This is a genomic window from Mesorhizobium sp. CA8, from assembly GCF_020164955.1.
Lineage (GTDB): Bacteria > Pseudomonadota > Alphaproteobacteria > Rhizobiales > Rhizobiaceae > Mesorhizobium.
Map to the genome: position 1 here is coordinate 17746 of NZ_JAIUHG010000022.1, position 24331 is coordinate 42076.

25 protein-coding genes and 1 pseudogene are annotated in these 24331 nt (G+C 63.9%); 17 read left to right on the forward strand and 9 right to left on the reverse strand.

Features of this window, described 5'->3' with window-relative positions:
* Window positions 1-108 precede the first annotated feature (108 nt).
* Entirely contained in the window at window positions 109-300 is a 192-nt protein-coding gene (locus LB553_RS21905) for a hypothetical protein (protein WP_224516386.1), read from the reverse strand.
* On the opposite strand from LB553_RS21905, the pseudogene LB553_RS21910 reads away from it, so the two are divergent.
* The 6 genes and pseudogenes from LB553_RS21910 to LB553_RS21935 all read left to right on the forward strand — a co-directional run bounded on the left by LB553_RS21910 (window position 281) and on the right by LB553_RS21935 (window position 5601).
* Window positions 281-1014, forward strand: a pseudogene (locus LB553_RS21910) (gamma-glutamylcyclotransferase). The gene LB553_RS21905 and the pseudogene LB553_RS21910 sit on opposite strands and share 20 nt — an antisense overlap.
* 113 nt (window positions 1015-1127) lie before the next feature.
* Window positions 1128-2492, forward strand: coding sequence for an NAD(P)-dependent oxidoreductase (locus LB553_RS21915; protein WP_224516387.1), 1365 nt, complete (start codon window positions 1128-1130; stop codon window positions 2490-2492).
* Window positions 2493-2494: 2 nt separating this feature from the next.
* A complete protein-coding gene (preA, locus tag LB553_RS21920; RefSeq protein ID WP_224516388.1) occupies window positions 2495-3808 on the forward strand; it encodes an NAD-dependent dihydropyrimidine dehydrogenase subunit PreA in 1314 nt (437 codons plus the stop codon).
* 337 nt (window positions 3809-4145) lie between these two features.
* On the forward strand, window positions 4146-4664 hold the full coding sequence (locus LB553_RS21925; RefSeq protein WP_224516389.1) for an RrF2 family transcriptional regulator: 519 nt from the start codon (window positions 4146-4148) through the stop codon (window positions 4662-4664).
* Window positions 4665-4700: 36 nt separating this feature from the next.
* A complete protein-coding gene (locus LB553_RS21930; RefSeq protein ID WP_224516390.1) occupies window positions 4701-5159 on the forward strand; it encodes a carboxymuconolactone decarboxylase family protein in 459 nt (152 codons plus the stop codon).
* Between the two features lie 64 nt (window positions 5160-5223).
* On the forward strand, window positions 5224-5601 hold the full coding sequence (locus LB553_RS21935) for a DoxX family protein (protein ID WP_224516391.1): 378 nt from the start codon (window positions 5224-5226) through the stop codon (window positions 5599-5601).
* A 33-nt stretch (window positions 5602-5634) separates the two neighbouring features.
* Here the strand turns inward: LB553_RS21935 and LB553_RS21940 are convergent, their stop codons facing one another.
* Complete coding sequence (locus LB553_RS21940; protein WP_224516392.1) at window positions 5635-6357, reverse strand: SDR family oxidoreductase; 723 nt, start codon at window positions 6355-6357, stop codon at window positions 5635-5637.
* The gene (locus LB553_RS21945) at window positions 6354-7199 is read right to left on the reverse strand and encodes an SDR family oxidoreductase (RefSeq protein ID WP_224516393.1); all 846 of its coding nucleotides are present in this window, start codon (window positions 7197-7199) and stop codon (window positions 6354-6356) included. The genes LB553_RS21940 and LB553_RS21945 overlap by 4 nt, the downstream gene beginning before the upstream one ends.
* A 103-nt stretch (window positions 7200-7302) precedes the next feature.
* Here LB553_RS21945 and LB553_RS21950 point away from each other — a divergent pair, with 103 nt between their 5' ends.
* Complete coding sequence (locus tag LB553_RS21950) at window positions 7303-8175, forward strand: helix-turn-helix transcriptional regulator (RefSeq protein ID WP_224516394.1); 873 nt, start codon at window positions 7303-7305, stop codon at window positions 8173-8175.
* 270 nt (window positions 8176-8445) lie between these two features.
* Here LB553_RS21950 and LB553_RS21955 read toward each other — a convergent pair whose 3' ends face one another.
* Window positions 8446-9075, reverse strand: a complete 630-nt coding sequence (locus LB553_RS21955) for a TetR family transcriptional regulator C-terminal domain-containing protein (protein WP_095769027.1) — start codon at window positions 9073-9075, stop codon at window positions 8446-8448.
* A 229-nt stretch (window positions 9076-9304) separates the two neighbouring features.
* Between LB553_RS21955 and LB553_RS21960 the strand changes: the two genes are divergently transcribed.
* The gene (locus LB553_RS21960) at window positions 9305-10633 is read left to right on the forward strand and encodes an aspartate aminotransferase family protein (protein ID WP_224516395.1); all 1329 of its coding nucleotides are present in this window, start codon (window positions 9305-9307) and stop codon (window positions 10631-10633) included.
* Between the two features lie 11 nt (window positions 10634-10644).
* A complete protein-coding gene (locus LB553_RS21965) occupies window positions 10645-10995 on the forward strand; it encodes a hypothetical protein (RefSeq protein WP_224516396.1) in 351 nt (116 codons plus the stop codon).
* Between the two features lie 71 nt (window positions 10996-11066).
* Here the strand turns inward: LB553_RS21965 and LB553_RS21970 are convergent, their stop codons facing one another.
* Window positions 11067-11705, reverse strand: coding sequence for a TetR/AcrR family transcriptional regulator (locus LB553_RS21970; protein WP_224516397.1), 639 nt, complete (start codon window positions 11703-11705; stop codon window positions 11067-11069).
* A gap of 121 nt (window positions 11706-11826) precedes the next feature.
* Here LB553_RS21970 and LB553_RS21975 point away from each other — a divergent pair, with 121 nt between their 5' ends.
* The 3 genes from LB553_RS21975 to LB553_RS21985 all read left to right on the forward strand — a co-directional run bounded on the left by LB553_RS21975 (window position 11827) and on the right by LB553_RS21985 (window position 14973).
* Entirely contained in the window at window positions 11827-13077 is a 1251-nt protein-coding gene (locus LB553_RS21975) for a Zn-dependent hydrolase (protein ID WP_224516398.1), read from the forward strand.
* Window positions 13078-13141: 64 nt separating this feature from the next.
* Window positions 13142-14593, forward strand: coding sequence for a dihydropyrimidinase (gene hydA, locus LB553_RS21980; protein WP_224516399.1), 1452 nt, complete (start codon window positions 13142-13144; stop codon window positions 14591-14593).
* Between the two features lie 2 nt (window positions 14594-14595).
* Entirely contained in the window at window positions 14596-14973 is a 378-nt protein-coding gene (locus LB553_RS21985) for a hypothetical protein (protein WP_224516400.1), read from the forward strand.
* A gap of 86 nt (window positions 14974-15059) precedes the next feature.
* On the opposite strand, the gene LB553_RS21990 is transcribed toward LB553_RS21985, so the two are convergent.
* Window positions 15060-15464 carry a cupin domain-containing protein gene (locus tag LB553_RS21990; RefSeq protein WP_095815694.1) on the reverse strand — a complete coding sequence of 135 codons (405 nt, stop codon included), beginning with the start codon at window positions 15462-15464 and terminating at the stop codon, window positions 15060-15062.
* A 119-nt stretch (window positions 15465-15583) separates the two neighbouring features.
* Between LB553_RS21990 and LB553_RS21995 the strand changes: the two genes are divergently transcribed.
* From LB553_RS21995 to LB553_RS22015, 5 genes are all read left to right on the forward strand, one after another.
* On the forward strand, window positions 15584-16375 hold the full coding sequence (locus tag LB553_RS21995) for an ABC transporter ATP-binding protein (RefSeq protein ID WP_224516401.1): 792 nt from the start codon (window positions 15584-15586) through the stop codon (window positions 16373-16375).
* A 352-nt stretch (window positions 16376-16727) separates the two neighbouring features.
* A complete protein-coding gene (locus tag LB553_RS22000; RefSeq protein ID WP_224516402.1) occupies window positions 16728-17606 on the forward strand; it encodes an ABC transporter permease in 879 nt (292 codons plus the stop codon).
* Window positions 17603-18757 (forward strand): ABC transporter permease, encoded by a 1155-nt coding sequence (locus tag LB553_RS22005; RefSeq protein ID WP_224516403.1) that lies wholly within the window; start codon window positions 17603-17605, stop codon window positions 18755-18757. Before LB553_RS22000 ends, LB553_RS22005 begins: the two co-directional genes overlap by 4 nt.
* 39 nt (window positions 18758-18796) lie before the next feature.
* Window positions 18797-19768, forward strand: a complete 972-nt coding sequence (locus tag LB553_RS22010) for an ABC transporter substrate-binding protein (RefSeq protein ID WP_095768959.1) — start codon at window positions 18797-18799, stop codon at window positions 19766-19768.
* A gap of 168 nt (window positions 19769-19936) precedes the next feature.
* Entirely contained in the window at window positions 19937-20374 is a 438-nt protein-coding gene (locus LB553_RS22015; RefSeq protein ID WP_224516404.1) for a CHRD domain-containing protein, read from the forward strand.
* 68 nt (window positions 20375-20442) lie between these two features.
* Here LB553_RS22015 and LB553_RS22020 read toward each other — a convergent pair whose 3' ends face one another.
* The 3 genes from LB553_RS22020 to LB553_RS22030 all read right to left on the reverse strand — a co-directional run bounded on the left by LB553_RS22020 (window position 20443) and on the right by LB553_RS22030 (window position 24278).
* Window positions 20443-22092 carry a thiamine pyrophosphate-binding protein gene (locus LB553_RS22020; protein ID WP_224516405.1) on the reverse strand — a complete coding sequence of 550 codons (1650 nt, stop codon included), beginning with the start codon at window positions 22090-22092 and terminating at the stop codon, window positions 20443-20445.
* Window positions 22089-23264, reverse strand: coding sequence for a CaiB/BaiF CoA transferase family protein (locus tag LB553_RS22025; RefSeq protein ID WP_224516406.1), 1176 nt, complete (start codon window positions 23262-23264; stop codon window positions 22089-22091). The genes LB553_RS22020 and LB553_RS22025 overlap by 4 nt, the downstream gene beginning before the upstream one ends.
* 81 nt (window positions 23265-23345) lie before the next feature.
* Complete coding sequence (locus tag LB553_RS22030; protein ID WP_224516407.1) at window positions 23346-24278, reverse strand: alpha/beta hydrolase; 933 nt, start codon at window positions 24276-24278, stop codon at window positions 23346-23348.
* Window positions 24279-24331 lie beyond the last annotated feature (53 nt).

The following is a 24331-nucleotide window of genomic DNA, read 5'->3' on the forward strand; positions in this document are numbered from 1 at the left end:
AATGATGGTTTTCTGCGCTTCCGGTGCTCACGGACCCGAATGTCCGCTCCGCTCCGGTTCTCGAAAGCCACCATTTTCGGCTTGGCCTGACCCTGAATCTCAACACACCTAAAGCGCGTCGCGCTGAAACGGATTCAAGCGGCGCGCTTTAAGTCTTTGTTTTGATGCAGTCGTTGTCCCAGAACCGCTGCACACTTCTGTGCGGTGCATCAGGCCAATGATCTTGCGTATCCGGCGCTTTTCGACTTTGCTGCCTTCAAAGAGGGGTACGCGTTTTTCCATGCGCCAGATGTCGCTCACGCCCGAGCTTGTCGCTCTGTGCCACCGGGAGGAGATCGACCCCGGTCCCAGCGGGGAGTGGACCCAGCTCAGCGACGACGATTTCCGCGCGCTTGCCACGCGCCTCGCCGGCGAAGCCGACGCGGGACCGCTTTGGGTTTCGCCTACGGTTCGCTGATCTGGAAACCGGCCTTCGAGTCGGTCGAGCAGCAGCGCGCTTCGGCGCATGGCTGGCATCGCTCCTTCTGCCTGGATCTCGTGCGCTGGAGAGGCAGCGCCGAGCAGCCCGGACTGATGATGGCGCTCGAACGCGGCGGACGCTGCGACGGCGTGATCTACCGCTTGCCGGACGGTGACAAGGCCGCCCAGATCGAAAGGTTGTTGCGACGCGAGATCGACGATCACGAGGCCGTTGCCTCCGTCAGATGGGTTCCGGTGCGCACGGCGCAAGGCCGGCTGCGGGCGCTGGGCTTCTGGGTCGGCGTGACAGGCAGGGGGACGTCTCTCGGGCAGCCGCTGGAGAAAGTGGCATGGGTGCTGGCACGTGCCTGCGGCCATGTCGGCTCCGGCGCCGAATATCTCTACAACACCGTCAGCCATCTCGAGACCTTCGGCATCCATGACCGCAATCTGTGGCGGCTGCAGGAGCTGGTGGCGGACGAGATTCGGTCGATCCACGGCCGCAGGATCACAAGCCACGACACCGCGGAGGTTTTCGAGGTGGTCGTAACATGACTTCATTTGTCATGTTTTACTGAACCAATACAGCGACTTGGCAGAAAATTGACCAATTGATAAAAAAATAAAACGTGCTAGCCTTCCCCAAAACGACAACAAGGGGAACTGGAATGGCGACTGGTCATTTCATCGAGGGCATAGCCGGCGGCCGGCTGTCTTCCGAACAATATGCCGACAACTTTTCCGACCTGCATCCGCCGCTCGACCACCACGAGGCGCTGGTAGAATCCGATCGCTGTTATTTCTGCTACGACGCGCCGTGCATGAACGCATGCCCGACTTCGATCGACATCCCGCTGTTCATCCGGCAGATCGCGACGGGCAATCCCCTGGGTTCGGCCAAGACGATCTTCGACCAGAACATCCTCGGCGGCATGTGCGCTCGCGTCTGCCCGACCGAGACGCTGTGCGAAGAGGCCTGCGTGCGCGAGGTGGCCGAAGGCAAGCCGGTGCAGATCGGCCGCCTGCAGCGTTACGCCACCGATGTCGCGATGAGCGAGGGCAAGCAGTTCTACAAGCGCGCCGAGCCGACCGGGAAGAGCATCGCCGTGGTCGGCGCCGGCCCGGCGGGGCTGGCGGCGGCGCATCGGCTTGCCCGCCACGGCCATGACGTGACCATCCTCGAGGCGCGGCCCAAGGCCGGCGGCCTCAACGAATATGGCATCGCCGCCTATAAGAGCGTCGACGATTTCGCTCAGGCCGAGGTCGACTACGTGACTTCGATCGGCGGCATCGACATCCAGAACGGCAAGGCGCTCGGCCGCGACTTCCAACTTGCCGACCTGATCCGCAACTATGATGCGGTTTTCCTCGGGATGGGGCTTGGCGGCGTCAACGCGCTGCGCGCCGAGGGCGAGGATGCCGGTGGCGTCGCCAACGCCGTGGAATTCATCGCCGAACTGCGCCAGGCGAGCGATCTCTCCAGCCTGCCGGTCGGCCGGCGCGTCGTCGTCATCGGCGGCGGTATGACGGCGATCGATGCCGCGGTGCAGTCGAAGCTGCTCGGCGCGGAAGAGGTGACGATCTGCTACCGGCGCGGCCAGGAGCACATGAACGCGTCGGAGTTCGAGCAGGATCTGGCCGCCGCCAATGGCGTCACCATCCGCCATTGGCTGCAGCCGAAGCGCGTCATTGCCGAGAACGGCAAGGTATCGGCCATCGAGCTCGAATACACTGCGATGAGCGGCGACAAGCTTATCGGCACCGGCGAAATGCTTCGGCTCAATGCCGATCAGGTGTTCAAGGCGATCGGCCAGAGCTTCGTGCCGGCGCATCTCAACGGCAGCGCGGAACAGATCGAGCTCGAAGGCGGCCGTATCAAGGTCGATGCCGAAGGGCGCACCTCGCTGGCCAAGGTCTGGGCCGGCGGCGACTGCATCTTCGGCGGCGACGATTTGACTGTTTCGGCAGTGGCGCAAGGGCGCGACGCGGCCGAGAGCATCCACCGGGCACTGACCTCTAACGGGAGGGCATGAGCATGGCAGACATCCGCAACAATTTCATCGGCATCAAGTCGCCAAACCCGTTCTGGCTGGCTTCGGCGCCGCCGACCGACAAGGCCTATAATGTCGAGCGCGCTTTCAAGGCCGGCTGGGGCGGCGTGGTGTGGAAGACGCTGGGCGAAGAGGGCCCGCCGGTCGTCAACGTCAACGGCCCGCGCTATGGCGCGATCTGGGGCGCCGACCGTCGGTTGCTTGGCCTCAACAACATTGAACTGATCACCGACCGCGACCTGCAGACCAATCTGCGCGAGATGAAGCAGGTGAAGATGAACTGGCCGGACCGGGCGCTGATCGCCTCGATCATGGTGCCCTGCGTGGAGGAAAGCTGGAAGGCGATCCTGCCGCTGGTCGAGGAGACCGGCGCCGACGGGATAGAGCTCAATTTCGGCTGCCCGCACGGCATGAGCGAGCGCGGCATGGGCTCGGCGGTCGGCCAGGTGCCGGAATATATCGAAATGGTGGTGCGCTGGTGCAAGCAGTACACGCGCATGCCCGTCATCACCAAGCTGACGCCCAACATCACCGACATCCGCAAGCCGGCGCGGGCGGCGCATGCCGGCGGCACCGACGCGGTGTCGCTGATCAACACGATCAACTCGATCACCGGCGTCGATCTCGACAGTTTCGCGCCGCAGCCGACCATTGACGGCAAGGGCTCGCATGGCGGCTATTGCGGCCCGGCGGTGAAGCCGATCGCCATGAACATGGTGGCCGAGATCGCGCGCGATCCGGAAACGCACGGCCTGCCGATCTCCGGCATCGGCGGCATCACCACGTGGCGCGACGCCGCCGAATTCATGGCGCTCGGCGCCGGCAATGTGCAGGTCTGCACGGCGGCGATGACCTATGGCTTCAAGATCGTGCAGGAGATGATCGCAGGGCTGGAGAACTGGATGGACGAGAAGGGCCACGCATCGCTCTCCGACATCATCGGCCGCGCCACGCCCAACGTCACCGACTGGCAGTATCTCAACCTCAACTATGTCGCCAAGGCGCATATCGACCAGGACGCATGCATCAAATGCGGCCGTTGCCACATCGCTTGCGAGGACACCTCGCACCAGGCGATCACCAGCATGGTCGACGGTGTGAGGCATTTCGAGGTGATCGAAGCCGAATGCGTCGGCTGCAATCTCTGCGTCAATGTCTGCCCGGTGGAGGGCTGCATCACCATGCAGCCGCTGGCCGCCGGCGTGCTCGACCAGCGCACCGGTTTGCCGGTGTCGCAGATCTACGCCAACTGGACCACGCACCCCAACAATCCGATGGCCAAGGTGGCTGCGGAGTAAGGTTGCCTTCGCAGAGTTTAGGTTCCTCGTCCCACGCAGCGGGGAGAGGTGGCCCGGCGAAGCCGGGACGGAAAGGGGTCTTCGGGACGGCTGGGAACTAGTCCCAGGCTCCTGACCGCCTGTTTATCTTGCTAACACCTCATTCTTCACCGGCTCTGACCTCACAGAGGTCGTCCCCCTCTCCGTCCCGGCTTCGCCGGGCCACCTCTCCCCCGCTTCGCGGGGTGCGAGGAACTCAAGCGCTCGGAGCCATCGCGAACAGAGCGTACCTCCATTTTTTTATTGCAGATAAGACATATCCAAGATAAAAGATATCCATGAATTGGAGATCAGCACGATGAAGCTCGGAGAAGGTGTTGAAGCGGCCATCCATTGCGCCGCAACGCTGGCCAGGGTCGATGGCAACAGCACCATGCCGGGGGCTGCATTGGCCGAGGCGTTTGGTCTGTCGCCGAGCTATCTCCTGAAACATCTCAATCAACTGACGGCGGCGCGCATCCTGGAATCGGTGCCGGGGCCGGCGGGCGGCTACAGGCTGGCGCGGGCGGCCGAGCGCATCACGCTGCTCGACATTGTGCTTGCAGTGGAGGGCAGGGAACCCGCCTTTCGCTGCGGCGAGATCCGCCAGCGCGGCCCGGTCAAGCTCGATGCCTCCGCCTATGTGAAGCCCTGCGGCATCAATGTCGCGATGCTCAAGGCCGAGCGCGCCTATCGGGCGGCGCTCGCCGAAGTGAAGCTGTCCGATATCGTGGCGGAGTACGCGGCCGAAGGCGATCCGCAATCCTATGCCGCGAGTTGCGCCTTCGTCGAGCGCCACCAGCGGCCGCAGAAATCCGCTTCACCGAAGCAGATTTGAACCTCCAAACCACCCAAGCGAGAAAGGAAAAAGACGATGAAACCGAGACTGCAGTTCTTTGCCAAGGCGCCGGAAATCATGAAGGCGGTGTCGGCGCTCAACAAGGCCGTCGACGAATGCGGGCTGGAAGTGAGCCTGCTGCATCTGATCAAGCTCAGGGCTTCGCAGATCAATGGCTGCTCATACTGCGTTGAGATGCACAGCCGTGAGGCAAGGCGCGACGGCGAGAGCGAAACCCGGCTCTATCTCGTCGCGGCCTGGAAGGAATCGCCGCTGTTTTCCGAGCGCGAGCGCGCCGCCTTGGCCTGGACCGAGGCCGTGACGCTGATCGCCGACAAAGGCGTATCGGACGAGCTCTACGCCCGCACGCTTGAGCATTTCTCGGAAGAGGAACTGGTCAAGCTCTCGGTCGCGCTCGGCATGATCAACACGTGGAACCGGCTGTGCATTCCCTTCCACGCTATCCATCCGATGCCGGCAGCCAAGGCCGCCTGAGTTTATCCGACGACAGCGTGGGCCTGTGACGGGCCCACGCTTCTTCATTTTGAGGATCAACGGCATGTTTGAGAATTCCCAGAGCGAGATTCTGGCCGTGGCGCGGCTGCTGCTCGGCGGCGCCTTCGTCTTTGCCGGCCTGCGCAATATCCAGAACAGAAAGCTGGTCGCCTCGCTGATGGCCGCGCGTGGTGTCCCACAGGCCACGCTCGCTCTGTGGCTGGGCATCGTGCTGCAGATCGCGGCCGGCGCGCTGGTGATCGCCGGCCTTTGGACCGCTTTGGCGGCAGCCGCGCTGATCGTCTTCCTCATCGTCGCGACGCCGATGTTCCACAATTTCTGGGACCATCAAGGCGCGGACCGCGCCTCCCGCCTCAACGGCGTCGTCAGCAATGTTGCCTTGGCCGGTGGGTTCCTGGCGCTGGTGGCGCAGGGCATGTAGGCGGCCGCGCTGCCGCGGCCGCGAGCGTTCGGGCTAGGCCGCGTAGCGCAGACCGCCGTCGCAGGTCAGCACCTGACCGGTCATGAAGCTGTTCGAAACCAGGAAGGCGATTGCTTCGGCGACGTCCTCGGCGCGGCCGATGCGGCCGACCGGTGTCTTGCCCGCATATTCGGCAAACACCACCTGCCGCTGGTCGTCCGGCAAAAAGTCCCACCAGGGCGTGTCGATGACGCCGGGCGCCACGACGTTGACGCGCAAAGGCTTCAGCTCGACGGCGAGGATCGGCGCGACGGTCAAAAGCATGCCGTTGATGGCACCGATGCCGGCCACGCCGGGCGCGGCAATCTGCGCCGAGACGGCCGAGATGAAAGTCACCGATCCGGCTTTGTTCAAGGTCGGCAGGGCCGCCTGCAGGCAGGAGAGTTGCGGCCGAACCTTTTCATCGACGCCGCTGCCGATATCGGCAAGGTCGAGCGTCGCGAACGGTCCCAGGCCCTTGCCGCCGCTCGCGGCGAGAACCAGGTGATCGAACGGCCCGAGGCGCTCGAAGAAATTCCGGACCTCGTCGGGCCTGGCGGCGTCGAAGGCGGCCTCGCCGACGGTGCCGTCGAGGCTCTTCCAGGCGCTCTTCAGCTTCTCCTCGTTACGGCCGGTAATCGTGACTTTCATCGTGGGGCTGACCAGCCTTTTGGCCGTCGCAAGGCCGATGCCGGACGAGCCGCCGATGATAACGCAATGTTCGATAGTCTCGTTCATGAATGTCGTTCCCTTGATGCTGAAGATGCGTGCCCGACCAATTCGAGGCTGAGGTCTCTCAGCCGGCGGCGGGCCTTCTCGTCATAGGCCTGGGCGTCGGCGCGCGATTCACGCTGGCCGTCGAAGTAAAGGCCGCTGCGGCCTTCGAGCGCCGGCGACGTCGCCAGGTTGAGAATGGCGTCGGCGCCGGTCTCGACCGAGTTCCACGGCGTGACGCCCGCCTGCCGGACCATGGTGGTGTCCATATAGCTTGCCGGATGCAAGGCGTTGACCGTGATGCCGGTGCCGTCGAGCTGTTCCGCCAGATCGATGGTGAACAGGATCTGCGCCAGCTTGCTCTGGCAATAGGCGCGCACGCCGCTATAGCCTCGCGTCAGCATGACGTCGTCGAAATCGATCGCCTGCTGGCCGGCCGAGGCGACATTGACGATGCGCGCCGGCGCGCTGGCCTTGATGAGCGGCAAGAGCTCCGACGTCAGCAGGAAGCCGGCGAGATAGTTGACGGCGAAGCGCAGCTCATAGCCGTCGGCGCTGACCTGCCGGCTGGCGGCCTGGCCGCCGGTGCCGAGGCCGGCATTGTTGATCAGGACGTCGAGCCGATCGGTCCTTGCGCGCACCGCTTCTGCGAGGCGGCGCACTTCGGCAAGCGAGGCCAGGTCGGCGGGGAGAAATTCCGCCTTGCCGCCTTTTGCCTCTATGGCGGCCACGGTCGCCTTGCCGCGGGCTTCGTCGCGGCCATGCACCAGCACGCGGGCGCCGCCGGCGCCGAGCCGCTCGGCGACCACGCGGCCGACGCCATCGGTCGAGCCGGTGACGAGAATTGTCTTGTCCTTGAGTTCCACGTTCAGAGCCTCCTTGCGCTGCTCTGAACGGAAAGATGGGACACGGCGCGTATCTCAAACAGTTCAAACTTTATCCTGGTATCGGTACTGCTATAATAGGCGCATGGATGCCATCGCCCATTCTCCCGAAGATCACCGCCGGCGCGAGCTCGGCGCCTTCCTGCGTTCCCGTCGCGAGAGGCTTTCGCCTGATACCGCCGGCATCGCCTGCGGCGCGCGGCGGCGCACGCCCGGACTGAGGCGTGAGGAAGTGGCGATGATCGCTGGCGTCGGCACGACCTGGTACACCTGGCTGGAGCAGGGCAGGGACGTGCGGCCTTCGGTCGAGGTGCTGTCGGCTCTCTGCCAGGCGCTGCGGCTCGACGCCGCCGAGCAGCGGCATCTGTTCACGCTCGCTGGCCGCCAGCAGCCGGAGCGGCGGCGCATCGTGCAGGGCAAGGTCGAAGGACCGTTGCTGCACATGCTGCAGAGCCTGGTCCTGCAGCCCGCCTATGTCGTCGGCCCGCGCTGGGACGTGCTGGCATGGAATGACGCGGCCGTCGCCATCTTCGGTGATTACGGCCTGCTGGAGGGCGATGCCCGCAACATCATCCACGGCGTGTTCACCGATCCGCACCGGCGCCACCTTTTGGTGGATTGGGAGCAGCTGGCGCGCGCGACCCTTGCCGCGTTCCGCGCCGAGAGCGCGACATACACCGGTGATCCGGATTTCGAACGGCTGATCGAGTTGATGATGCGCGCAAGCCCCGAGTTCCGCGAATGGTGGCCGCAGCGCGATGTGGTGCACCGGCTCTCCGGCCTGAAGCGTCTGCGGCATCCGATCGCCGGCGCGATGACGTTCGAGCATATGAGCCTGTCCATCGACGATGGCTCGGATATGCGGCTGATCGTCTACACGCCGCTTGCCGAGCAGAACTCGGTAGCGAAGCTGCAGAAATTGTTGGATGCACAATCGGTCCAGAAACGCAGCGCGTGAGGCTGGCTGGCGGCAGCCCCCCAGCTTCGTCATCCACGGGCGGAGCGGCAGCGAAGCGGACGCGGAGACCCGAGGATCCATTCCGTTACCTTAATCGAAGGGTGCAGCGGAGCAGAATTCTGGACGCTCCGAGGTCACGGAATGGATCCTCGGGTCTGCGCCGCGTCGCTTCGCTCCTTGCTCCGCCCGTGGATGACGAAGTGATGGGCGCCTCGGCCAATCTCCAAGGTCAGCAAAAGTTGGCCCCACATACGGGTCCACCTGTCGGCGCTAGCCCTTCGGTTTCAGCCCATCCAGGAACAACTGCTCCAGGAACCGGGCCGCGTCCTCGAAGCGGCCGTCGCCGCCGCGGTCGGCGCCGAGCACGGCGCGCACCTGGACGTCGAAATCGGCATAGTGCTGCGTCGTCGCCCAGATCGAGAAGATGAGGTGCCAGGGGTCGGTGCGGGCGATCTTGCCGGCGCGCATCCAGCCCTTGATGACGGCGGCCTTCTCGTCGACCAGGGTCTTCAACTCGCCCTCCAGCATCGGCTTGATGCGCGGCGCGCCCTGCAGGATCTCGTTGGCGAACAGCCGGCTTTCGCGCGGAAAGTCGCGCGCCATCTCAAGCTTCCTGCGGATGTAGCTTCTGAGCTCCGTCAGCGGATCGCCGATGTCGTCAAGCTCGCGCAATGGCGCCAGCCAGGTGTCGAGCAGGCGCTGCATCAACGTCTCGTGAATGTCCTCCTTGCGGCGGAAGTAATAGAGAAGGTTGGGCTTCGACATGCCGGCGGCCTCGGCGATCTGATCGATGGTCGAGCCGCGAAAACCGTTGGCGGAGAAGACTTCGAGCGCGGCTTCGAGGATCAGCTCGCGCTTTTCCTGCTGGATGCGGGTGCGGCGGGGAGCGGAGCCTTCCATCGCCGCCGTCATCCGTCTTCGCGCGAGCTCGCTGGACCAATTGTCTGGACCAGTTTTTCCTTGGGCTGTGGAGCGCGCTTTTTATGCCGCATTTCCGCTAGTAATCCCTTGTCCGCCGACAGGCGGTGCTAACGTTTGTCCAACCGGTCAAAATTTGCCTAGCACGAAAACGCAGCGAAGACCAAGCGTTGGCCGCACCGAAACACGCTTACAAGGGGAAGTCTTGGTCATGTCCAACCGGCTGAAAGTCACGCCGAACGATCTCAGCGCATTCTGGATGCCGTTCACGGCAAACCGCCAGTTCAAGCAGGCGCCGCGCATGTTCGTGTCCGCCAAGGACATGCATTACACCACCAGCGACGGCCGCAAGGTGCTCGACGGCACTGCGGGCCTGTGGTGTGTGAACGCCGGCCACTGCCGGCCGAAGATCACCGAGGCCATCCAGAACCAGGCTGCCGAGCTCGACTACGCGCCGGCTTTCCAGATGGGCCATCCGATCGTGTTCGAGCTGGCGAACCGGCTGGTCGATATCGCGCCCAAGGGCATGGACCATGTCTTCTTCACCAATTCCGGATCGGAATCGGTGGATACCGCACTCAAGATGGCGATCGCCTATCACCGCGCTCGCGGCGAGGGCTCGCGCACCCGCCTGATCGGCCGCGAACGCGGCTATCACGGCGTGAATTTCGGCGGCATCTCGGTCGGCGGCATCGTCTCCAACCGCAAGATGTTCGGCACGCTGCTCGGCGGCGTCGACCATCTGCCGCATACGCATCTGCCGGAGAAGAACGCCTTCTCGAAGGGCGTTCCGGAACATGGCGCGGAACTGGCGAACGATCTCGAGCGGCTGATTGCGCTGCATGATGCTTCGACCATCGCGGCCGTCATCGTCGAGCCGGTCGCCGGCTCCACCGGCGTCATCCTGCCGCCGAAGGGCTATCTGCAGAAACTTCGAGAAATCTGCACGAAGCACGGCATATTGTTGATTTTCGATGAAGTGATCACCGGCTTCGGCCGCCTCGGCGCGCCGTTCGCTGCGGACTATTTCGGCGTCACCCCGGACATCATGACCACCGCCAAGGGCGTCTCCAACGGCGTCATCCCGATGGGCGCGGTGTTCGTCAAGAAGGAGATCCACGACGCCTTCATGACCGGCCCGGAGCACATGATCGAGTTTTTCCACGGCTACACTTATTCGGGCAACCCGATCGCCTGCGCCGCGGCGCTCGGCACGCTGGACACCTACAAGGAAGAGGGCCTTTTGACGCGCGGCGAGGAGCTGGCGCCTTACTGGGAAGACGCGCTGCATTCGCTGAAGGGCGAACCGCATGTCATCGACATCCGCAACATCGGTCTGATCGGCGCGATCGAGCTGGCGCCGATCGCCGGCAGCCCGACCAAGCGGGCGTTCTCGGCCTTCGTCAAGGCGTTCGAACGCGGCGCGCTGATCCGCACCACCGGCGACATCATCGCGCTGTCGCCGCCGCTGATCATCAGCAAGGGCCAGATCAACGAGCTGATCGACCATGTGCGTGAGGTGCTGAGGTCGATCGACTAGGAGCTCCGGGAATGGTCTCTGCCAAGCGCGAAGCGGCTTTGGAAAAGGAAAGGCAGTCTCTTGAGGCTGCCTATTCCGCTGCCTTGCTGGTTGCGCTTCGCGACTGCGCGGATGGCAGATGGGGACTGTTCGGCCAGAACGAAGGAACGCTTCCCGCCTCTCTTGAAAGCCGGTATTTGCCGGAAAGTGCAAAGCGGCTCGCCGCGATAGGCGACGAGCTTGTCGCGGTTCGGGAAGAAATGGGTTTTGTCGACCTGTTTGCGCCCATGCAACGACTGGCTGAACTGAGGACGGAACGCGGGCCTAATCGGCCAGGGGAGCCGCGGCTGGCGCAAATGTTCCTCGATGAATTGAAGGAATAGCACGAGCCTGCGAAGCACGCAGGCAGGTCGGCGGGTCGCACCGACCGATCGTTTGTTGCGATGGCAGTCAATCAGGCAGGCTGCGCGCCGATGCCGGTCAGGATCACCCGCTTGATGTGTTCCTTGGCTTCCCGCCATTGCCGGTCGGAGAGCGACTTGCCGCCGTTCAGCGTCTCGATCTGGTGGCCGAAATCGGCGTAATGCTGGGTCGTGGCCCAGAGCATGTAAAGCAGATGACGCGGGTCCACCGGGTCCATCTTGCCCTCCTCGATCCAGCGCCTGATGATCTCGACGCGGCCGTCGGTCCATTCGCGCAGCGTCGATTCCATATAGTCCTGAAGCACCGGCGCGCCGTGCATCACTTCCGAGGCCCAGACCTTCGAGCCGTCTGGGTGGCGACGCGATATTTCCATCTTGGCGTCGATGTAGGCGCTGATGCCGTCCACCGGGCCGCGCGCCGCGTCGAAGCAATTGGCCGCCTGCAGCCAGATCTCGAAAATGTTTTGAACGACGGACCGGTAGAGCTCTTCCTTGGTGGCGAAATAATAGTGGAGATTTGCCTTCGGCAGCCCCGCCAGATCGGCGATCAGCTGCATCGTGGCGCCGCCGAACCCGGCTTCCGCAAACACCTTTTCGGCGGCGAGCAGGATGGCTTTTTCATTCTCCCGCCTTATATCCTGGCGTCGCATGGGACGGGTGGGTTCGGTCATGTCTCCCCCAAGATTCTCGTTGACCGCTTGGTCAGCTTGTGTAGTCTGAAAGCTGACCATACGGTCAGGATGCAAACCACTCAAGGGGCGACAAGACCCCTGGTGAAAATGGGAACCGCAAATGGCCGCACCCGGCGAAAACCTGCGAGTGAATTCAGACCGCTTGTGGGATTCCATCATGGAGATGGCGAAGATCGGCCCCGGCATTGCCGGCGGCAACAATCGCCAGACACTGACCGATTCCGACAAGCAAGGCCGCGAGCTGTTCAAGTCCTGGTGCGATGAGGCCGGGCTCACCATGGGCGTGGACCAGATGGGCACCATGTTCATGACGCGGGCCGGCACCGATCCGGACGCGCTGCCGGTCTATGTCGGCTCCCATCTCGACACCCAGCCGACCGGCGGTAAATATGACGGCGTGCTCGGCGTACTTTCCGGCCTGGAGGTGGTGCGCTCGCTCAACGATCTCGGCATCAAGACCAGGCACCCGATCGTCGTCACCAACTGGACGAACGAGGAGGGCGCTCGTTTCGCGCCGGCGATGCTCGCCTCGGGCGTGTTCGCCGGCGTGCACACCCAGGAATATGCCTATGCCCGCAAGGATCTCGACGGCCTGACCTTCGGCGACGAGCTGAAGCGGATCGGCTGGGTGGGCGACGAGACGGTCGGGGCGCGCAAGATGCACGCCTATTTCGAATATCATATCGAGCAGGGGCCGATCCTCGAAGCCGAGAACAAGCAAATCGGTGTCGTGACCCACTGCCAGGGCCTGTGGTGGCTGGAGTTCACGCTGACCGGCAGGGAAGCGCATACCGGCTCGACGCCGATGAACATGCGCGTCAATGCAGGCCTTGCCATGGCGCGCATCCTGGAGATGGTGCAGACGGTCGCGATGGAAAACCAGCCGGGTGCCGTTGGCGGGGTGGGTCAGGTGAAGTTCTCGCCCAATTCCCGGAACGTCCTGCCGGGTACGGTGATCTTCACCGTCGACATCCGCTCGCCGGACCAGGCCAAGCTCGACGGCATGCGCGCCCGCATCGAAAAGGAAGCACCGAAGATCTGCGAGGCGCTCGGCGTGAAATGCTCGGTCGAGGCGGTCGGCCATTTCGACCCGGTTACCTTCGATCCGACGCTGGTCGGCCGCGTGCGCACAGCCGCCGAAAAGCTCGGTTACAGCCATATGAATATCATCTCCGGCGCCGGCCACGACGCCTGCTGGGCGGCCAAGGTGGCGCCGGCGACCATGGTCATGTGCCCCTGCGTCGGCGGCCTCAGCCACAACGAGGCCGAGGAGATCACCAAGGAATGGGCGGCGGCGGGCGCCGACGTGCTGTTCCACGCGGTGGTGGAGACGGCGGGGATCGTCGAATGACCGACTAGATCAATCACCTCGCAACGCCGCTCGCAAAGAAGCGCGAATGAACAGGGGAACAGATATGACCAAAGTCATCCGGAATGGCACCGTCGTCACCGCCGATCGCACGTGGAAGGCCGACGTGCTTATGCAGCATGGCAAGATCGTCGCCATCGGCTCCAACCTGCACGGCGACCATGAGTTCGACGCCACGGGCTGCTACGTCATGCCGGGCGGCATCGATCCGCACACCCATCTCGAAATGCCCTTCATGGGCACTTATTCGGCCGACGATTTCGAATCCGGCACGCGCGCCGCCCTTTCCGGCGGCACGACCATGGTAGTCGATTTCTGCCTGCCGGCGCCGCAGCAATCGCTGCTGGAAGCGCTGCAGATGTGGGACAACAAGACCTCGAAAGCGTCCTGCGATTATTCCTTCCACATGGCGATCACCTGGTGGGGCAAGCAGGTGTTCGACGAGATGGCTCAAGTCGTCGACCGGGGCATCACCTCGTTCAAGCATTTCATGGCCTATAAGGGCGCGCTGATGGTGGACGACGACGAGATGTATTCGTCGTTCCAGCGTTGCGCCGATCTCGGCGCGCTGCCGCTGGTCCATGCCGAGAATGGCGACGTGGTTGCGGCGCTTTCGCAAAAGCTTCTAGCCGCCGGCAACAACGGCCCCGAAGGCCATGCCTATTCGCGCCCGCCGGAAGTGGAAGGCGAGGCGACAAACCGCGCCATCATGATCGCCGACATGGCGGGCGTGCCGCTCTACGTCGTGCATGTCTCCTGCGAGCAGAGCCATGAAGCGATCCGCCGCGCGCGCCAGAAGGGCATGCGCGTTTATGGCGAGCCGCTGATCCAGCACCTGACGCTTGACGAGAGCGAATATTTTAACAAGGACTGGGACCATGCGGCGCGCCGCGTGATGAGCCCGCCCTTCCGCAGCAAGTGGCACCAGGATTCGCTGTGGGCCGGCCTGCAGGCCGGCTCGCTGCAGGTAGTGGCGACCGACCATTGCTCCTTCACCACCAGCCAAAAGCGCAACGGCATCGGCGATTTCACCAAGATCCCGAACGGCACCGGGGGGCTCGAAGACCGTTTGCCGGTTTTGTGGACGCGAGGCGTCAACACCGGGCGGCTGACGATGAACGAGTTCGTCGCGGTAACCTCGACCAACATCGCCAAGATCCTCAACATGTACCCGAAGAAGGGCGCGATCGTCGAAGGCGCCGACGCCGACATTGTCGTATGGGACCCGAAGCGCAACAAGACGATCTCGGCCAAGAACCAGCAGTCGGTGATCGACTACAACGTCTTCGAAGGGTTCGAGGTGACCGGCCTGCCGCGCTTCGTCTTCTCGCGCGGCGAACTCTCGATCGAGGAAGCGGACGTGAAGGCCAAGGTCGGCCATGGCGAGTTCGTCGCCCGCGAGCCGAACGCCGCGGTCAACCGCGCGCTGTCGACCTGGAAGGAGATTTCCGCGCCGCGCAAGGTGGAGCGAACCGGCATTCCGGCCACCGGGGTCTGACCATGCGGGCTCTTCATCTTGCGATCGCGGCGGCCGCGATGCTGGCCGCCGGCCAGGCTCATGCCGCCGGCATCGACCTCAGCAAGCCTTACGGCGACAAATATGGCTGCATCAACAGGAACGGCCAGCAGGTCGCTGCCGACAAGATGCTGCTTCTGACCGACAAGGAACTGATCACGGCGGCCAGCGCCTGCACCTTCAGCGACAAGCAGACGCAGGCCGATGGTTCGCTGGCGGTGACGGCAAAATGTGAGGCGGAGGGCGAAGAGGGGCAGGCGCCGGCCAAGTTCATCATCAAGCGCAGCGTGAAAAACGCGAAGAAGCTGATCGTGGCCGACGAGGACGGCAATGTGATGGGCGAAGTCGCGCGATGCAAATGACGGCGATCCCGTCCGTTCCTGTGAGACGTATTCGTTCCGGCCGCATTTATGCGACGCCAAGCGATGCCGCTTGGCTGCAAAATGCCCTAAGCGACGAGGCCATCCAGCTCCGGCAGCAGGACGACGCTTTCCTGCTCGTTGGGATCGGTGCGGGCGATGACCGCCGAAGAGGGGGCGCCGCTCAGATTGGCGGGCAGATGCGGCACGCCCGCCGGAATGTAGAAGAGGTCGCCCGCCTTGACGACGATGTGATGCTCGAGCCGGTCGCCGTACCAGGTGTGGACTTCGCCGGAGAGCACGTAGATCGCCGTCTCGTGGCTTTCATGCATATGCGCCTTGGCGCGCGCGCCGGGCGGCATGGTGAGAAGATGCATGCAGATGCCGGAGGAGCCGACGGTCTCGGCCGCGATACCGGCGAAATAGCTCAGCCCCTGCTTGCCCTGATAGGTGCTTTCGGGGCGAACGAGATGACAGGTGGGTTTAGGCGACATCGGCAAGGCTCCGGGCGGCGTCGATCGGGTGGGACAGGACGAGTGCAAAGCAACGCTATCATAAAATCAACCGGATTGCGGACAGCGCGTCAGCGGCTGCGAAAGGCAGGCTGCAGCCGATGACCGAAAAGCCGCCAGCCGTCGTTTCGGCAAGCAAGCTCGACCTCACCTTCCAAACCAATGACGGTCCGGTGCAGGCGCTGTCCAATGTCGATCTGACCATCGGCAAGGGCGAATTCGTCTCCTTCATCGGCCCGTCCGGCTGCGGCAAGACGACCTTGCTGCGCGTCATCGCCGATCTCGAGAAGGCGACCGCCGGGACGATCTCCGTCAACGGCATGACGCCGGAGCAGGCGCGCGAGAAACGCGCCTATGGCTATGTCTTCCAGGCTGCCGCCTTGTTTCCGTGGCGCACGATCGAGCGCAATGTGGCGTTGCCGCTGGAGGTCATGGGCCTCAGCCAGGCCGAGCAGGCGGAGCGCATCAAGCGCACGATGGAACTCGTCAACCTCTCGGGCTTCGAGAAGAAATATCCCTGGCAGCTTTCCGGTGGCATGCAGCAGCGCGCCTCGATCGCGCGCGCTCTCGCCTTCGATGCGGATCTGCTCTTGATGGACGAACCGTTCGGCGCGCTGGACGAGATCGTGCGCGACCATCTGAACGAGCAGCTTCTCGACCTCTGGGCGCGGACCAACAAGACGATCTGCTTCGTCACCCATTCGATCCCCGAGGCGGTGTATCTGTCGACGCGCATCGTGGTGATGTCACCGCGGCCCGGCCGTGTCACCGACATCATTGAATCGACGCTGCCGAGGGAGCGGCCGCTCGACATCCGCGAGACGCCGGAGTTTTTGGCGATCGCCGCGCGGGTGCGGGATGGCTTGAGGGCAGGGCATAGCTATGATGACTGAGGCGATGGCGAATGAGTGCGGACGAGGCCGCTACGCCTTCGTCATCCTAGGGCGAAGCGACGCGAAGCGGAGCGCAGACCCTAGGATCAATGCCGTGACCTCGGCCGAAGGGTCAAAGCGGCGGAGAATGTCCGACGCGCAGAGCGCGGCGCAGGGAGCCGCATCCTCCACCGCTGCAGAGCGTCGAGGTAACGGAATGGATTCTAGGGTCTGCGCCGCGTCGCTTCGCTCCTTGCTCCGCCCTAGGATGACGAAAAATACCAGCGCCGCAGCACTCCAGTCGAACGTGCCCGGCCTTCGCTTCGCTCCGGCCACCCTCTCTCAGGTGGGGAGAGGAGGGGAGCCGCGCTAGATGGACTCCTTCCGTTCCAAGATCGTCCCCGTCACCACCATCCTCGCCGGCGTGGTCGTGCTCTGGTATGTGTTCGCCGTCATACTCAATGCGCCGTTCCAGCGCGATCTCGACGGCAGGGCCAACGAAACGCCCGGGGCGGTCGAGTTCATCGGCAAAACGCTGTCGCAGCCGAAGCCGACGCTACCGGCGCCGCATCAGGTGGCGGTGAATTTCTTCCAAAACACCTTCCTGCGGTCCGTCACGTCGAACCGCAGCCTGGTCTATAATGCCTGGGTGACATTGTCCTCGACGCTGCTCGGCTTCGCCTTCGGCACCGCGCTCGGCATCGTCATTGCGGTGGGCATCGTGCATGTGGCGACGCTCGACCGCAGCCTGATGCCGTGGATCATCGCCTCGCAGACCATTCCGATCCTGGCGGTGGCGCCGATGATCATCGTCGTGCTGGCGGCGATCGGCATCACCGGCCTGATCCCCAAGGCGCTGATCTCGACCTATCTGTCGTTCTTCCCGGTCGCCGTCGGCATGGTGAAGGGCCTGCGCTCGCCCGAGCTCATGCATCTCGACCTGATGCACACTTATAATGCCAGCGCTTCGCAAACCTTCTGGAAGCTGCGGGTACCGGCCTCGGTGCCATTCCTGTTCACCTCGATGAAAGTGGCGGTGGCGGCAAGCCTCGTCGGCGCCATCGTCGGCGAATTGCCGACGGGTGCGGTCGCCGGCATCGGCGCGAAGCTGCTTGCGGGCGCCTATTACAGCCAGACGATCGATATCTGGTCGGCGCTTGTCGCGGGGTCCGTCGTCGCGGCGCTGCTGGTGATGGTCGTGGGCATCGCCGGACGCCTGGTCGACCGCGCCATGGGCGGGAGGCCGGCATGAATTGGCTGAAGCCATCATGGCAAGCGGTGCTGGCAATCCTGCTTTGTCTCATCGCCTTTGCGCTTGGCGCAATGACGAAGCCGGAGGCAGCCGCGCTGGCGGAGCCGGCCGCAACGCTGGCCTATCCCTATATGGGCGCCAAGGGGCTGATCATCGGGCTGCTGCTCATTGCGGCGCTGGTCTCGACCTTAAGGCTGACGCCGGTCGTCGAGGCCATCGTGCTCTTCGTCGGCGCTCATGCCGCAGCCTGGCTCTTGGTCAAGGGCATCGCCGGTTTCGAGGGCACGGCGCTGGCGCCATATTTCCTGCTGCTTGCCGCTGCCTGGCTGCTTGCCTGGCACTGCGTTGCCTTGCTCTCCTCGTTGCGTCCGAGCGGGAGCGTCGCAAGGAACGCGCTGCGCCTGATCATCCCGGCGATCTTCGGCACCTGGATCCTGATCATCTGGGAGGCGGTGACGCGCGGCGCCGGCATCCCCTTCATTCTTTTGCCGCCGCCGAGCGCCATCGGCGCGCGCATCGCTAACTCGCTGCCGATCCTGGGGTCGGACGTGCGGCAGACGATCTTCAAGGCGGTGCTGATCGGCTATGTCGTCGGCAATCTCGCCGGCTTTACTGTCGCTATCCTCGCCGACCGCGTGCCGTTCCTGCGGCGCGGGCTGCTGCCGATCGGCAATATGGTTTCGGCGCTGCCGATCATCGGTGTCGCGCCGATCATGGTCATGTGGTTCGGCTTCGACTGGCCATCCAAGGCCGCGGTGGTCATCATCATGACCTTCTTCCCGATGCTGGTGAACACGGTGGCGGGGCTTGCCGCGTCCGGACATATGGAGCGCGACCTGATGCGCACTTATGCATCGGGCTACTGGCCGACGCTGCTCAAGCTCAGGCTGCCGGCGGCAATGCCCTTCATCTTCAATGCGCTGAAGATCAACTCGACGCTGGCGCTGATCGGCGCCATCGTCGCCGAGTTCTTCGGAACGCCTGTGGTCGGCATGGGATTTCGCATCTCGACGGAAGTCGGGCGGATGAACATCGACATGGTGTGGGCCGAAATCGCAGTTGCAGCACTTGCGGGTTCGGTCTTTTATGGCGTGGTCGCTCTCGTCGAGAGAGCCGTCACATTTTGGCATCCCTCTGTCCGTGGTGGATAGGGGCGGTGGGTTTGGGTGCTAACTTCAGAGGGTAATAAGATGAAAAGACTGCTGATTTCTGCTCTAGCCGGCGCCATGTCGCTGGCCGCCTTCCAGGCCATGGCCGCCGACAAGGTGACACTGCAACTGAAATGGGTCACGCAGGCCCAGTTCGCCGGCTATTATGTCGCCAAGGCCAAGGGTTTCTATGACGCCGAAGGTCTCGACGTCGACATCAAGCCGGGCGGCCCGGACATCGCGCCCGAGCAGGTGATCGCCGGCGGCGGCGCCGACGTCATCGTCGACTGGATGGGCGGCGCGCTGGCGGCCCGCGACAAGGGCGTGATGCTGGTCAACATCGCCCAGCCGTTCAAGAAGGCCGGCATGGAGCTGGTCTGCCCCAAGAACGGTCCGATCAAGACGGAAGCCGACTTCAAAGGCCACACGCTCGGCGTCTGGTTCTTTGGCAACGAATATCCGTTCTACGCCTGGATGAACAAGATCGGCCTCAAGACCGATGGCGGCCCGGACGGCGTGACCGTGCTCAAGCAGAGTTTTGACGTGCAGCCACTGATCCAGAAGCAGGCCGACTGCATCTCGGTGATGACCTATAACGAATACGGCCAGGTGCTGGACGCCGGCTACAAGCCGGAAGACCTGGTCGTGTTCAACTACTCCGCGATGGGCAACGACCTTCTGGAAGACGGGCTCTACACGCTGGAGGACAAGCTCAAGGACCCGGCCTTCGAGGACAAGATGGTGCGCTTCGTGCGCGCCTCGATGAAGGGCTGGAAATACGCCACGGAGAACACCGACGAGGCGGCCGAGATCGTCGTCGACGCCGGCGGCCAGGACGAGAACCACCAGAAGTTCATGATGAAGGAAGTGGCCAAGCTGGTCGACAATGCCGACGGCAAGCTGATCCCGGCCGCTTACGAGCGGACCGCCAAGGCGCTGCTCGACCAGAAGATCATCAGCAAGGAAGCGAGCGGCGCTTACACCACTGCGATCACCGACAAGGCGATCAAGTAAGCTCCGCTCTCAATGCGGAAGATGGAAGGGGCGGGCGACCGCCCCTTTTTCGTTGCTTGCGGTAAAAAAATAACTGCGTGCCGGGATACATTCAGCCGCTCGGCCGTTAATTGGCGCATCCGCGCGCCGGGGAGCCGCGGAGGATGCTGCAATCAACGGAGGTTCTTCATGCGCATCCTATCCGTGCCGATGCTTTCGGCCTTGGCCGTTTCGACCGCCTTCCTTCTCGCATCGCCGGCCATGGCCGAGATGGTGAAGTACAAAGCGACGCTCGACGGCAGCCAGCAGAGCCCGCCCGTCACCACCAAGGGCAAGGGAACCGCCACACTCACCTTCGACACCACAAGCAAGAAGCTCAGCTGGAACGTCAAATATTCCGGCCTCAGCGGGCCAGCCGTGGCCGCCCACATACACGGGCCGGCGGATAGGGGCGCAAACGCGGACCCGGTCATCCCGTTCAAGAAGCTGAAGAGCCCGATCAAGGGATCGGCGACGCTGACGGACGCGCAGGCAGCCGATCTGGAGGCCGGCAAATATTACGTCAACGTCCACACAGCCAAGAACAAGGACGGCGAGATCCGCGGCCAGATCGAGAAGGCGATGTAGCGCCCGATAGGATCGCGATCAATTCGGACGTCGGCGCGAAGGAACTTTGCCTACGCCTTTGTAGGCGCTCAGGCCTTGTTGCGAATCTGCGTCAGCGTGCGGGTCGGCGTGATCGCTTCGGGATCCAGCCTGATCTCGACGATCGCCGGCTTGCCGCAGGCGCGCGCGCGTTCGAAGGCCGGCCCGAAGTCGGCGGTTTTTTCCACCGTCTCGCCATGGCCGCCATAGGCGCGGGCCAGCGCCGCGAAGTCCGGGTTTTTAAGGTCGGTGGCGACGACGCGGCTCGGATATTCGCGCTCCTGATGCATGCGGATCGTGCCGTAAATGCCGTTGTTGACGACGATAACGACGATCGGCAGGTCATACTGGACAGCCGTCGCGAACTCCTGGCCGTTCATCAGGAAACAGCCGTCGCCGGCAAAGGCGACCACCGTGCGATCCGGGAACAGTGACTTGGCGGCGACCGCGGCCGGCGTGCCGTAGCCCATCGATCCGGAAGTCGGGGCCGCTTGCGTGCCGAAGCGGCGGTTGCGGTAGAAGCGATGCACCCAGGTGGCGTAGTTGCCGGCGCCATTGGTGAGGATGGCATCCTCCGGCAGAACCTTTCCGAGATAGTCCATGATCGGTCCCATCTGGACGGCGCCGGGGCCGGTCTGCGGCGGCGTCGACCATTCGAGATAGGCGGCGTGGGCCTTTTCCGCCTCGCCCGCCCAAGCGGTCTTGGCGGCGGGCCTGCGCTTGGCGAAAGCCTCGACGAAGGCGGCAGGCGAAGCGTTAATGGCCAGCGTCGGCCGGTAGACGCGACCGAGCTCGCCGGCATCCGCGTGGACATGCGCCAGCGCCTGGTCGGGGTACGGGCTTTTCAGCAGCGTGTAGTCGGAAGACGGCATCTCGCCCAGGCGGCCGCCGATCAAAAGCACGACGTCGGCCTGCTTGATCCGCTCCGCCAGCTTGGGATTGATGCCGATGCCGACATCGCCGGCGTAATTCGCATGCAGATGATCGAACAGCATCTGGCGGCGGAAGGAGCAGCCGACCGGCAGTGCCCATGTCTCGGCGATCGTGCGCATATGCGCCACCGCTTCCTCGTTCCAGCGCGTGCCGCCGAGAATGACGAACGGCCGCTTGGCGTTGCTCAGCAACATCTCCAGTGCGTCGAGCTCGGCTTCGCCCGGGCGCGTCTCGACCGGCGTGTGCGGCAGCGCTTCCGGAGCCTCGACCTCGCTGGTCAGCATATCTTCCGGCAGCGAGATGACCACCGGGCCGGGACGGCCGGACGTCGCCACGGCGAAGGCGCGCGTGACGAATTCCGGGATGCGCGCGGCATCGTCGATCTCGACCACCCATTTGGCGATGTCGCCGAAGAAGCGCTTGTAGTCGACTTCCTGGAAGGCCTCGCGCTCCTTGGCGTGGCTGGCGACCTGGCCGATGAACAGGATCATCGGCACCGAATCCTGCATGGCGATGTGGACGCCGGCCGAGGCGTTGGTGGCGCCGGGGCCGCGGGTGACGAAGCAGATGCCGGGCTTGCCGGTCAGCCTTCCCTGGCAGTCGGCCATCATCGCAGCACCCCCTTCCTGGCGGCAGACGATGGTGCGGATCGACGAGTCATGCAGCGCGTCGAGCACTGCGAGATAGGATTCGCCCGGAACGCAGAAGATGCGGTCGGCGCCGTTCGCTTCGAGCGCATCGACGATCAGTTGTCCGCCTGTTTTCATTTTGCTGCTCTCTCCAGTTCGGCAAGGATTTCTTGAGTGTGCTCGCCAAGGCGCGGCGAGGGGCGTTCATAGACGAGCGGCGTGCCCGACATCACCATCGGCGCGCGCACCGAGGGCAGGCGGTTGCCATGGCCGTCGTCGAGGTCGAGCCGCATGCCGCGCGCGATCGTCTGTGGATCGTCGAACATCTGGCCGATCGTGTTGATCGGGCTTGCCGGGACGCCGGCAGCCTCGAGCTTCGCCAGTAGCGGATCGCGATCCCAAGTGCTCAGCGTCGCGATGATCAGCTCGCGGAGCTTGGCGCGATTGGCGACGCGGGCGGGGTTGGTGGCGAAATCCGGATTGGTGGGCAGATCGGTCAGGCCGACCACGGCGCAGAACTTGCCGAACTGGCCGTCATTGCCGACCGCCAGAATGATGTGGCCGTCCCTGACCGGCAGCACCTCGTAAGGGGCAATGTTCATATGCGCATTTCCCATCTGCACCGGCGACTTACCGGAGACAAGATAGTTGAGGTTCTGGTTGCCGAGCGCCGAGATCTGGCTGTCGTAGAGCGCCATGTCGATATGCTGGCCTTCGCCGGTCTTTTCGGCATGGCGCAGTGCCGCCTGGATGGCGACCACCGAATAGAGGCCGGTGAACAGATCGGAGATGGCGACGCCGGCCTTCTGCGGCTCGCGGCCCGGCTCGCCGGTGATCGACATCATGCCGGCCATGGCCTGGATGATAAAATCATAGCCCGCGCGCGGCGCATAGGGACCGTCCTGGCCGAAGCCGGTGATCGAGCAATAGACGAGGCGCGGGTTAATCGCCTTCAGGCTTTCATAGTCGAGGCCGTATTTCTTGAGGCCGCCAAGCTTGAAGTTCTCGATCAGCACGTCGGCGGTGGCGACCAGCTTGCGCAGCGTCTCAGCGCCCTCGGGCTTGGAGAAATCGATGGCAATGGAGCGCTTGCCGCGGTTGCACGAATGGTAATAAGCGGCCGAAAGGTTCTCGCCGTCATGGCTCATGACGAAGGGCGGACCCCATTTGCGGGTGTCGTCGCCGCCATCGGGGCTCTCGACCTTGATGACATCGGCGCCGAGATCGGCGAGCAACTGCCCGGCCCAGGGACCGGCCAGAATGCGGGCCAGTTCGATAACGCGGATGCCTTTCAGCGGAGGTTCGGCCATGGATCACCGTAATGGGTCGAAAGCGCAGCCTCTATCAACAGCAGCCGCCCCTGTCACGGCCCTTGCAGTGGGCCACGCAGGTCAGGATTTGAGCACGCTGTCGGCCCAGGCGGCAAAATCGTTCGTGACGGCGTCGCGGTTGATCTCGTTCAGGCTTTCATGGCGGGTTTCCGGGTAAACCTTTGAAACCAGATTCGAAAAGCCCATTGCCCGCATCCGTCTGGCGAGGTGGTTGACGGCCTTGCCGTAATCCGATGCCGGGTCCTTCTCGCCGCCGACGAGATTGAAAGGAAGGTCGCGGCGGACGCCGGCAAAGCTGGAATCCTTGCCGGCGTGCTGCGCCATCTTGACCGCGTCGCGCCACATCGAGATGGAGGCGTCCCAGCCGCAGAGCGGATCGGCGATGTATTTGTCGATCTCGGCAGGGTCGCGCGACAGCCAGTCGAATAAGGTCCGGTGGTCGGGCACCGCCTTGCCCCATGCCTGGAAAGTGAGCTTGGGCAGAAGGCGCGACGGCACGTCGGAGCCCAGCCGCATCCGCTCCCAGCCGAGGATGAGCAGCGCCAACTGGCCGAGCAGGCCTTGCGAGAAATTACCGTTCCAGATCGCGGCGGCATGGACGCGTTCGGAATGGCGCAGCACGAAGTTGAGCGCGACCGAGGCGCCCAGCGAATGTCCGAAGACGATCACCGGCAAGCCCGGATGCTCGGCTGCGATCAAGTCGTGAACGGCATCGACATCGGCGATCACTTTGGCGATGCCGTCGCTGTCCGCGAACTTGCCGAGCGGCGCGTCGGCCGCCTTCGAGGCGCCATGGCCACGATGGTCATGGGCATAGACGTGGAAGCCGCGCGGCGCGAGGTATTCGGCAAAGCGGGCGTAGCGCGCCGCATGCTCGGCCAGGCCGTGATTGATCTGGACCACGGCGCGTGGCTTCGCGTCCGCGTGTTTCACATAGAGGTTGAGCTCGGCCCCGGTCGGTGAGGCCAGGCTGGTCTTTCTGTCAAATGGCATGTCTCGCTCCCTCGGCGACTGTTGGGCGAGGCTTCTGCCGGCGTCAAGTGGAC